This is a genomic window from Pseudomonas sp. SF2 (assembly GCF_036858055.1).
Taxonomy (GTDB): domain Bacteria; phylum Pseudomonadota; class Gammaproteobacteria; order Pseudomonadales; family Pseudomonadaceae; genus Aquipseudomonas.
The window spans coordinates 1-10,748 of record NZ_JAMBDI010000027.1 but is presented as its reverse complement, the minus strand read 5'-3'; the positions used below and the strand labels follow the sequence as shown (position 1 = coordinate 10,748).

General features: G+C 64.5%; 9 protein-coding genes. All 9 read left to right on the top strand.

All coding sequences use genetic code 11. The annotated features are described in order from the left end of the window. Nucleotides 1–109: 109 nt before the first annotated feature. The 9 genes from M2S36_RS17025 to M2S36_RS16985 all read left to right on the top strand — a co-directional run bounded on the left by M2S36_RS17025 (nt 110) and on the right by M2S36_RS16985 (nt 10,682). Complete coding sequence (locus M2S36_RS17025) at nt 110–1,009, top strand: chemotaxis protein (protein ID WP_233693857.1); 900 nt, start codon at nt 110–112, stop codon at nt 1,007–1,009. Between the two features lie 88 nt (nt 1,010–1,097). After that, the gene (locus tag M2S36_RS17020) at nt 1,098–1,409 is read left to right on the top strand and encodes a hypothetical protein (protein ID WP_025337739.1); all 312 of its coding nucleotides are present in this window, start codon (nt 1,098–1,100) and stop codon (nt 1,407–1,409) included. Next, nucleotides 1,406–2,140, top strand: a complete 735-nt coding sequence (locus tag M2S36_RS17015) for a YkgJ family cysteine cluster protein (RefSeq protein WP_333957490.1) — start codon at nt 1,406–1,408, stop codon at nt 2,138–2,140. The genes M2S36_RS17020 and M2S36_RS17015 overlap by 4 nt, the downstream gene beginning before the upstream one ends. Nucleotides 2,141–2,415: 275 nt before the next feature. Continuing rightward, the gene (locus tag M2S36_RS17010; RefSeq protein ID WP_333957489.1) at nt 2,416–3,579 is read left to right on the top strand and encodes an efflux RND transporter periplasmic adaptor subunit; all 1,164 of its coding nucleotides are present in this window, start codon (nt 2,416–2,418) and stop codon (nt 3,577–3,579) included. Beyond that, nucleotides 3,576–6,668 carry a multidrug efflux RND transporter permease subunit gene (locus tag M2S36_RS17005; RefSeq protein WP_333957488.1) on the top strand — a complete coding sequence of 1,031 codons (3,093 nt, stop codon included), beginning with the start codon at nt 3,576–3,578 and terminating at the stop codon, nt 6,666–6,668. Before M2S36_RS17010 ends, M2S36_RS17005 begins: the two co-directional genes overlap by 4 nt. A 9-nt stretch (nt 6,669–6,677) precedes the next feature. After that, nucleotides 6,678–7,352 carry a heavy metal response regulator transcription factor gene (locus tag M2S36_RS17000; protein WP_063911272.1) on the top strand — a complete coding sequence of 225 codons (675 nt, stop codon included), beginning with the start codon at nt 6,678–6,680 and terminating at the stop codon, nt 7,350–7,352. Further along, nucleotides 7,327–8,715 (top strand): heavy metal sensor histidine kinase, encoded by a 1,389-nt coding sequence (locus M2S36_RS16995; RefSeq protein ID WP_233687286.1) that lies wholly within the window; start codon nt 7,327–7,329, stop codon nt 8,713–8,715. The genes M2S36_RS17000 and M2S36_RS16995 overlap by 26 nt, the downstream gene beginning before the upstream one ends. Nucleotides 8,716–8,917: 202 nt before the next feature. Beyond that, nucleotides 8,918–9,142 carry a hypothetical protein gene (locus tag M2S36_RS16990; RefSeq protein WP_207832502.1) on the top strand — a complete coding sequence of 75 codons (225 nt, stop codon included), beginning with the start codon at nt 8,918–8,920 and terminating at the stop codon, nt 9,140–9,142. A 205-nt stretch (nt 9,143–9,347) separates the two neighbouring features. Continuing rightward, on the top strand, nt 9,348–10,682 hold the full coding sequence (locus tag M2S36_RS16985; protein ID WP_207832499.1) for an OprD family porin: 1,335 nt from the start codon (nt 9,348–9,350) through the stop codon (nt 10,680–10,682). Nucleotides 10,683–10,748: the final 66 nt, after the last annotated feature.

Genomic DNA, 10,748 nt, shown 5'->3' with positions numbered 1-10,748 from the left:
AAGCCGCTCCCACAGGGGCCCGAGCATTCCTTGGCTCGGTGCAAAATGACTAAAGCCAAGCCCGAACAGGCCGATAACCGGTTACTCCCTGTTCCCCATGAAGGTCACCATGGCCACGCAAAATGCCCGCGCGGACTCGCTGTCCCTGCTGCTGTTCACCCTGCGCAGCGGCAAGTTGATGGCAATCAACCTGCTCAAGGTCAGCGAGATCATCCCCTGCCCGCCGCTGACCAAGCTGCCCGAATCGCACCCCCACGTGAAAGGCGTGGCGACCCTGCGCGGCAACCCGCTGTCGGTCATCGACCTGTCCCGCGCCATTGGCGAACGGCCGCTGGCCGACCCGGACGGTGGCTGTCTGATCGTTACCGAGATCAGCCGCTCGCGTCAGGGCCTGCATGTGCAGGCGGTCAGCCGCATCGTGCATTGCCTGAGCACCGACATCAAACCACCACCCTATGGCTCAGGCAGCCGATCGTTCATCACCGGCGTGACCCGGGTCGACAACACCCTGGTGCAGGTGCTGGACATCGAAAAAGTCATCCATGCCATCGCCCCGCCGACGCCTGAGCCGCCTCAGCGCACCTTGAGCGAGGAAGACGCCAGCCTGCTGGCCGCCGCCAACATCCTGGTAGTGGATGACAGCCAGGTGGCCCTGCAGCAGTCGGTGCACACCCTGCGCAACCTCGGCGTCGAATGCCACACCGCGCGCAGCGCCAAGGACGCCATCAACGTGTTGCTGGACCTGCAAGGCACCGCGCAGGAAATCAACGTGATCGTCTCCGACATCGAAATGAGCGAAATGGACGGCTACGCCTTCACCCGCACCCTGCGCGAAACCCCCGACTTCCAGCACCTGTACATATTGCTGCATACCTCGCTGGACAGCGCCATGAGCAGCGAAAAGGCGACCCAGGCCGGGGCCAATGCCATCCTCACCAAGTTCTCCTCGCCGGAGCTGACCGATTGTCTGGTGGTGGCGGCGCGCGCCGTGGTGTTCGCCGAGCGTTGATATATTCGGAGACAAACTCCCCGGCTTGCCGCCGGGGTCGAGTCGGGCATAATTCGCGCCCCTCGCAAGTAACTTGCCGGAATCGTGTATGAAGTTTCTCAGCTCTATCCTGATCAGTTGCGCCCTCTTCAGCGGTATTGCCCAGGCCTCCAGCAGCCAGGCCTGGAACGAGCAGCGCCAGCAGATGCTCAAGGCCTGCCTGGCCGCCAGCCAGTTCAAGGACGCACACGCCCGCAGCAAGCCTGCCGAGTTCGATGACCAGGTGGGCATGAGTGCCCTGCTGATCGAAGGCGTCTACCCCCAGAAGCACATGCAGCAGCGCACCGGCACCGAGTTGTGCCTGTATGACCGCCAGCACCAGCGCGCCTTTGTCAGCGAATGGAGCCCGGAAGCCAAGTGACCGACAACCTGCGTTTCGCCTGTACCGGCTGCGGCAAGTGCTGCACCGGCCACCACGTGCCCTTGACCCTGGCCGAAGCACGCCGCTGGGCGGACAACGCCGGCCAGGTGGTGGTGCTGATCGAAGCCTTCGTGGCGGACGGCCCTGGCATGCCGGTAGAACAACGTGATCATGTGCTGCGTCGTTCCCATCCCGTGCCCTGCGGCGACAGCGAGGCGCGCGTATCGGTGACCTTTGCCGCGTTCAATCCCGGCCGCTGCCGCAACCTTGACGACAACGACCTGTGCACCATCTATGACCAGCGCCCGCTGGTCTGTCGCATCTACCCGGTGGAAATCAACCCGCATATCCCGCTGCGGCCGGACAGCAAGGACTGCCCGCCGGAAGCCTGGCAGCAGGGGCCGGATCTGATTCACGGCACGCAACTGGTCGATGCCGAACTGGAGGCGCTGGTGCAGGCCTCGCGCCAGGCCGACCGCGATGACATCGCCGCGAAGGTGGCGGTGTGCCAGGCGCTGGGGATGACCACCAGTGCGCTCAAGGGCAACGGATTTACTGCCTACCTGCCTGACATGGGGGCGTTTGCTGCGGCCCTGGCGCAGTTGCCGGAGGATGACCGGGCACAGTGGACCCTGCATGTGGAGGATGCGGCGCTGGTGACGAGCTTGCAGGGGTATGGTTTGCGCACCACCAACACCCCCCCGGTGTATTACGCCTTCATCGGCTTCTGACTATCGCCTTGCTCAAAAACTAAAGCCTGCCACGGCCCCTGTGGGAGCGGGCGTGCCCGCGAACACCGGCACAGCCGGTGCCATCCACCGCGTTGTATTCTTCGCGGGCATGCCCGCTCCCACAGGGGGGCGCAGTTCGCATGCTAGGTGCGTAGTGGCGCGGCAAGCGAAACTGACAGCGCTGTCAGCCAGCGGTCACGCTGCCGACCCGGTTCGGGGGCTATAAGATTGAATACAGCTCCCTTCCCTCCCCTCCGGCCAAGGTGCCCGCGCCGATGCGACGTCCGTCCCGCCCTGTCCTCCTCGCCACCCTGGCGCTCCTCGTCCTGGCGGTAGCGGGTCTCTGGTTCGGCCAGCGCCAGCCCGCACCTGCCGCCCGCGCGCAAACCGCCGTGCCGGTGCGCGTGGTCAGTGTCGTCCAGCAGAACGTGCCGCGCTATGCCAGCGCCATCGGTTCGGTGCAGTCGCTGCACAGCGTCGAAGTGCGCCCGCAAGTGGAGGGGGTACTGACCCAGGTGCTGGTCAAGGAAGGCCAGTGGGTGAAGGAAGGCGACCTGCTGGCCACCCTCGACGACCGTGCCATCCGCGCCAGCCTCGACCAGGCCCGTGCCGAACTGGGCCAGAGCCAGGCGCAGATCCAGGTCGCCAATGTCGACCTGCAGCGCTACCGCCTGCTGAGTACCGACAACGGCGTATCGAAGCAGACCCTCGACCAGCAGCAGGCCCTGGTCAACCGCCTGCAGGCCACGGTCAAGGGCAACCAGGCAGCCATCGCCAATGCCGAGGTGCAGCTGTCGTACACACAGGTCCGCTCGCCGGTGACCGGCCGGGTGGGTATTCGTAACGTCGACCCCGGCAACCTGGTGCGCACCAGCGATACCCGCAGCCTGTTCAGCGTCACCCAGATCGACCCGATCGCCGTCGAGTTCGCCCTGCCACAGCAAATGCTGCCGACCCTGCAGAGCCTGCTGAAGGCGCCCACCCCGGCGCTGGTGCAGGCCTATATGGACGCCGACGGCGAACGCAGCCTGCTCGGTGAAGGCCACCTGGCGCTGATCGACAACCAGATTTCCACCACCACCGGCACCGTGCGGGTAAAAGCCGAGTTCGACAACAAGGACGGCCGCCTGTGGCCGGGCCAGCTGGTCACCATTCGCCTGCGCACCGCAGTGGAAGAAAACGCCCTGGTCGTGCCGCCGCCGGTGGTGCAACGCGGCGTCGACGGGCACTTCGTCTACCGCCTGGACGGTGACAGGGTCACCAGTGTGCCGGTCAAGGTGCTGTACCAGGACAGCGGGCTGAACATCATTGCCGGGGTCAAGCCGGGCGAGCGCCTGGTGCTCGACGGCCAGTCACGGCTCAAGCCCGGTTCGCGGGTCGAAGTGGCCCCCGACGCCCCCGCCCCCTCGGAAATGGCTGACCGCCGGAGCCAGCCATGAACACGCGCAACGGTGTTTCGGCCTGGTGCATCGACCACCCCATCGCCACCTTGCTGCTGACCTTCGCCCTGGTGCTGCTGGGGGCCATCGCTTTCCCGCGCCTGCCGGTAGCGCCGCTACCTGAGGCAGACTTCCCGACCATTCAGGTGACCGCCCAGCTGCCCGGCGCCAGCCCGGAAACCATGGCCTCGTCGGTGGCCACGCCGCTGGAAGTGCAGTTCAGCGCCATCCCTGGCATGACCCAGATGACCAGCAGCAGCGCGCTGGGCTCGACCACCCTGATCCTGCAGTTCACGCTCGACAAGAACATCGACACTGCCGCCCAGGAAGTGCAGGCGGCGATCAACACCGCCACTGCGCGCCTGCCACAAGACCTGCCCAACCCGCCGACCTGGCGCAAGGTCAACCCCGCCGACAGCCCGGTGCTGGTGATGACCGTCAGCTCCAGCCAGATGCCCGGCAACGAACTCAGCGACTACGCCGAAACCCTGCTGGCGCGCCAGCTGAGCCAGATCGAAGGGGTGGGCCTGATCAACATCACCGGGCAACTGCGCCCGGCGATCCGCGTGCAGGCGCAACCCGAGAAGCTGGCGGCCATCGGCCTGACCCTGGCCGACCTGCGCCACGCCATCCAGCAGACCAGCCTGAACCTGGCCAAGGGCGCGCTGTACGGCGAGCACAGCGTGTCGACCATCGCCGCCAACGACCAGTTGTTCCACCCCGACGACTACGCCCAGCTGATCGTCTCGTACCGTGACGGTGCACCGGTGCACCTGAAGGACGTGGCCAAGGTGATCAACGGCGCCGAGAACGCCTACGTCAAAGCCTGGTCCGGCGACCAGCCGGGGCTGAACCTGGTGATCTTCCGCCAGCCCGGCGCCAACATTGTCGATACCGTGGACCGGGTAATGGCCGCGCTGCCCAAGCTGCAGGAGATGCTGCCGGCCTCGGTCGAGGTGTCGGTGCTGCAGGACCGCACCCAGACCATCCGCGCCTCGCTGCACGAAGTGGAGCTGACCCTGATGATCGCCGTGGCCCTGGTGATCGGGGTGATGGCGCTGTTCCTGCGCCAGTGGTCAGCGACCCTGGTGGTGTCCAGCGTGCTCGGCGTATCGCTGATTGCCAGTTGTGCGCTGATGTACATCTTCGGCTTCAGCCTGAACAACCTGACCCTGGTGGCCATCGTCATCTCGGTGGGCTTCGTGGTCGACGATGCCATCGTCGTGGTGGAGAACATCCACCGCCACCTGGAGGCCGGCGACGACAGCCGCACGGCGGCGCTCAAGGGCGCGGGGGAAATCGGCTTTACCGTGGTGTCGATCAGTTTCTCGCTGATTGCCGCGTTCATCCCGCTGCTGTTCATGGGCGGAGTGGTCGGCAGGCTGTTCAAGGAGTTCGCCCTTACCGCCACCGCCACCATCCTGATTTCGGTGGTGGTTTCGCTGACCCTGGCGCCAACCCTGTGTGCGCTGTTCATGCGCCGCCCGCCCGGCGAACACAAGGGCGGCTTCGGCGAGCGCCTGGTCAGGTGGTACGAAAAGGGCCTGGACCACGCCCTCGCCCACCAGCGCCTGACCCTCGGCGTGTTCGGCCTGACCCTGGCCCTGGCGGTGGCAGGTTACGTAGGTATCCCCAAGGGCTTTTTCCCGCTGCAGGACACCGGCTTCATCCTCGGCACCAGCGAGGCGGCGGCGGATGTGTCGTACCCATCGATGATCGAGAAGCACCAGGCGCTGGCCAAGATCATCGAGGCCGACCCGGCGGTGCGCGCGTTCTCCCACTCGGTGGGCGTTACCGGCAGCAACCAGACCATCGCCAACGGCCGCTTCTGGATCGCCCTCAAGCCGCGTGGCGAGCGCGATGTGTCGGCCAGCGCACTGATCGACCGGCTGCGGCCCAAGCTGGCCCAGGTGCCGGGCATCGTCCTGTACATGCGCGCCGGCCAGGACATCAACCTCAGCTCCGGCCCGTCGCGCACCCAGTACCAGTACGTGCTCAAGAGCAACGACGGCATGGCGCTGAACCTGTGGACCCAGCGCCTGACCGAGCGCCTGCGGGAAAACCCGGCGTTGCGCGACCTGTCCAACGACCTGCAACTGGGCGCCAGCGTCACCCGCATCGATATCGACCGCCAGGCCGCGGCACGTTTCGGCCTGACCACCACCGATGTCGACCAGGCGTTGTACGACGCCTTCGGCCAGCGGCAGATCAGTGAGTTCCAGACCGAGACCAACCAGTACAAGGTGATCCTCGAACTGGATGCCCGCCAGCGTGGCAAGGCCGAAAGCCTCAACTACTTCTACCTGCGCTCGCCGCTGACCAACGAGATGGTGCCGCTGTCGGCAGTGGCTCATGTGGCGCCGCCCGGTACCGGGCCGCTGTCGATCAGCCACGACGGCCTGTTCCCGGCGGCCAACCTGTCGTTCAACCTGGCCCCTGGCGTGGCCCTGGGCGATGCGGTGGCCATCCTTGAACGCACCCAGCGCGAGCTGGGCATGCCCGATTCCATCAGCGGCAACTTCCAGGGCGCGGCCCAGGCCTTCCAGAGTTCGCTGTCCAGCCAGCCATGGCTGATCCTGGCAGCACTGGTGGCGGTGTACATCATCCTCGGTGTGCTGTACGAAAGCTTCGTCCACCCATTGACGATCATCTCCACCCTGCCCTCGGCCGGCCTCGGCGCGCTGATACTGCTGTGGGCCATGGGCCAGGACTTCAGCATCATGGGGCTGATCGGCGTGGTGCTGCTGATCGGCATCGTCAAGAAAAACGGCATCCTGCTGATCGACTTCGCCCTCGAAGCCCAACGCCGCCATGGCCTGACGCCGGAGCAGGCGATCCACCAGGCCTGCCTGACGCGCTTCCGGCCGATCATCATGACCACCCTTGCCGCCCTGCTCGGTGCGGTGCCGCTGATGTTCGGCTTCGGCACCGGCGCCGAACTGCGCCAGCCACTGGGCATCGCCGTGGTTGGCGGCCTGCTGGTGAGCCAGGCGCTGACGCTGTTCACCACCCCGGTCATATACTTGGCCCTGGAGCGCCTGTTCCACCGCCGCCGGGCCGCCCGTGCGGCGGCGCCCAGTGCCAGTTAGGACAAGCTCATGCGTGTACTGATCATCGAAGACGAAGAAAAAACCGCCGACTACCTGCATCGCGGCCTCAGCGAGCAGGGGTTTACCGTCGACCTGGCGCGGGACGGCATCGACGGCCTGCACCTGGCCCTGGAAGGTGACTATGCAGTGATCGTGCTGGATGTGATGCTGCCGGGCCTGGACGGTTATGGCGTGCTGCGCGCCCTGCGCGCGCGCAAGCAGACGCCGGTGATCATGCTGACCGCCCGCGAACGGGTCGAAGACCGTATCCATGGCCTGCGCGAGGGTGCCGACGACTACCTGGGCAAGCCGTTCTCCTTCCTCGAACTGGTCGCCCGCCTGCAAGCCCTGACCCGCCGTAGCAGCAACCATGAACCCCTGCAGGTGCAGGTGGGTGACCTGTGGATCGACCTGATGGCGCGCAAGGTCACGCGCGCCGGCCAGCGCCTGGAGCTGACGGCCAAGGAGTTCTCGCTGCTCAGCGTGCTGGCCCGCCGGCAAGGCGAAATCCTGTCGAAGACGGCGATTGCCGAGCTGGTCTGGGACATCAATTTCGACAGCGATGCCAACGTCGTCGAAGTGGCGATCAAGCGCCTGCGCGCCAAGCTCGACGGGCCTTTTGACAACAAGTTGCTGCACACCATCCGAGGCATGGGCTATGTCCTGGAAAACCGTGCCGGGTAATTCCATCGCGCTGCGCCTGTCGGCACTGTTCATCCTAGTGGCGCTGGGCGTGTTCCTGCTGATCGGCTCGGCGCTGTACCGCCAGGTCGACCGCAGCCTCGACCTGCTGCCGCAGGCAGAGCTGGATGCACGTTTCAGCGTGCTCGAATCCACCCTCAACCGCTTCGGCAGCCCGGAACACTGGGTCAAGATCAACAACAAGCTCAACCTGCTCAGTGAAGAGGACAAGCGTATTCGCTTCTGGGTAGTCAGCAGCAACCCGGCCTACGAATACGGCCACCCCAGCGAGCTGGTCCGCGCCTTCGCCGAAGGGGCACAGGGCATGCGCGACCTGCGCCTGCCCGACCGGCCCTACCCTTACAAGGTGCTGGTCAGCGAGCTGCCGGCCCTGGGTGAGCGACCGCCGCTGCGCTTTCTGATCGGCATCGACACCGAAACCTTCTGGCAGGCCCAGCACAGCCTGCTGGTGGCGATTGTCGGGCTGGCGGTGCTTGGCGTGCTGCTGGCCTCGCTGCTGGGCTACTGGGTGGCGCGCATCGGCCTGCGCCCGCTGCTGGCATTGTCCGTTGAGGCCCAGGCGCTGGCCCCTCCGCGCCTGGACGGGCGCCTGCAGACCCACGCCCTGGCCCCGGAGCTGGCGCAATTCGCTGGCGCCTTCAACGCTGCGCTCGACCGGGTAAGCCTGGCCTATTCGCGGCTGGAGGCGTTCAATGCCGACGTCGCCCACGAATTGCGCTCGCCGCTGACCAACCTGATCGGCCAGACCCAGGTGGCACTGACCCGCGGGCGCAGCGCCGAGCACTACTTCGAAGTGCTGCAATCGAACCTAGAGGAGCTGGAGCGCCTGCGCAGCATCATCAACGACATGCTGTTCCTGGCCAGCGCCGACCAGGGCAGCAAGGCCACCGCCCTGACCCAGGCCTCGCTGGCCGAAGAAGTGGCGACCACCCTCGACTACCTGGACTACATCCTTGAAGACGCGCAGGTCAGCGTGAGCGTGAGCGGCGATGCCCAGGTGCCCATCGAAAAGGCGCAGCTGCGCCGGGCACTGATCAACCTGCTGAACAACGCCGTGCAGCACACTGCACCGCACCAGGTGATCGAGGTGCAGATCGCTGCCGGGCCGGAGCAGGTCAGCATCGCCGTGAGCAACCCGGGGCCGGCGATCGACGATGAGCACCTGCCGTTGCTGTTCGAACGCTTCTACCGGGTGGATGCAGCACGCAGCAACAGCGGCGGGGGAAACCACGGGTTGGGCCTGGCGATCGTCAAGGCGATTGCGCTGATGCATGGTGGGGAGGTGTTTGTGCGTAGTGCGGCTGGGGCCAATACCTTTGGTATCAGGCTGCCCACCCATGCCTGACAGGAGGCCGCTCCCACAAAAGTAAAAACCGCGCAGGCTCTCTAGCATGCGGCTTTGCGGCGAAAGTCCTATTGCTTTTTCCTGCGATAATTACCTTTTGCGCAACAGTGCTTATCGCACTTCGCTCTGTTTCAAGTGTATTGAAAGGACTAACTTTACCCCCGTCCTCATTAGCACTTGCACCGCAAGAAGGTAGTTTCAAATGTCCAACAGTATGGGTATTGCCAGCGTCTTCGTCCTGTCTTCCCTGTTGTTGTCGCCCCTGGCCATGGCCGAAGAATCCCAGGCGTTCGTCACCCGTAACGCTGAGTTTGCCGCAGTCCACCAAGAGTTCCGCGAAGCCGTAGCCGCACAGCAGGCCGATTCAGCCAAAGACGCAAAACAGACAGCTTCCAAGGTTTCTATCGATGCCAATGCCGACAGCTGATCAAGCGCTGTCGCTGCTCCCGTTTTCCCTTGGCTACGCCATGGGCACCACCGGTGCCGATATGTTAGCCTTTTAAAGCCGCTGCCGATCAGCGGCTTTTTTTATGTGCTTTAACTATCAGCCCAGCTGTAACGTTCACCTATAAAAAAGACGCACATTCGAAAATAAAAACTGCCCCACCGTCAGACCAAAGGAGCTAGTACCGGTGCCTTCCGCGTTTCGTTTCACCCCGCTGTTCATTGCGTTGACTGCAACGATCCCTTTCGCCGCCCAGGCAGATGAAGACAAGGCTGATGGCTTCATCGAAGGCTCGTCCTTCAACCTGCATTTCCGTAATGCCTACTTCAACCGCGACAACCGCAACGCCGGCGTGCGCGATACCCGCGAGTGGGGCCAGGGCGCGGTTGCACGCTTCGAGTCGGGCTACACCCCGGGCGTGATCGGCTTTGGTCTGGATGCCCATGCCATGCTGGGCCTGAAACTGGACGGCGGTGGCGGCCATGCTGGCACCAGCATCCTGCCAACCCACCAGAAGAACGAAGACGAACTGGGTGCTGCCCCGCATTCGTTCTCCACTGCCGGTGCCGCAGTCAAGCTCAAGGCCTTCGGCACCGAGCTGAAAGCCGGTGACCTGTTCCTGACCAACCCGGTGATCGCCGGCGGCGAATCCCGCATGCTGCCGCAGACCTTCCGTGGTGTTAGCCTGACCAACACCAGCATCGACGGCCTGCTGCTCGAAGGCGGCCAGGTCAGCTTCACCAAGCCGTACAACCAGAGCGGCCACCGCCGCATCGACACCTACTACGGCTCGCTGGACGAGCATGACAAGAGCAAGCACCTGAACTGGGCCGGCGCGTCGTGGAGCGGTACCCCGAACGTTACCGCCAACCTGTATGCAGCCGAGCTGAAGGACATCTGGAACCAGTACTACGCCGACTTCGACTACACCTACGTGGTCAACGACCTGGTCAGCCTGAATCCGGGCGTGCACTTCTATCACACCCAGGACACCGGCCAGGCCCTGCTGGGCAAGATCGACAACAACACCTACAGCGTGCACTTCACCGTCAACGCCGGGTTCCACAGCGTCACTGCCGCCTACCAGCGGGTCAATGGCAACACGCCGTTCGACTACATCAACCTGGGCGACAGCATCTACCTGGACAACTCGCGCATGTACTCGGATTTCAACGCGCCAAACGAGCGTTCGTGGAAGCTGCAGTACAACTATGACTTCGCCGGTGTGGGCATCCCTGGTCTGACCACGGTGCTGTCGTACTCGCGCGGTGAAGCGGACCTGACCAAGGCTACCCAGGACACCACCCACTACGACTACTACCGTGCCGATGGCAAGAACGCCATGCACTGGGAGCGCGACCTGGACGTGAAGTATGTGTTCCAGGAGGGTGATCTGAAGGACCTGTCGGTGCTGGTGCGCTATGCCACCCACCGTGGCAGCCAGGGCTATGCATCGATCGACAGCAACAGCGACAACGATGAACTGCGCGTGATCGTGGATTACCCGTTGAACGTGTTCTGATCCTGGTTTACGGGACGCACACATACCCCCTGTGGGAGCGGGTTCACCCGCGGTACAAACCGGAGA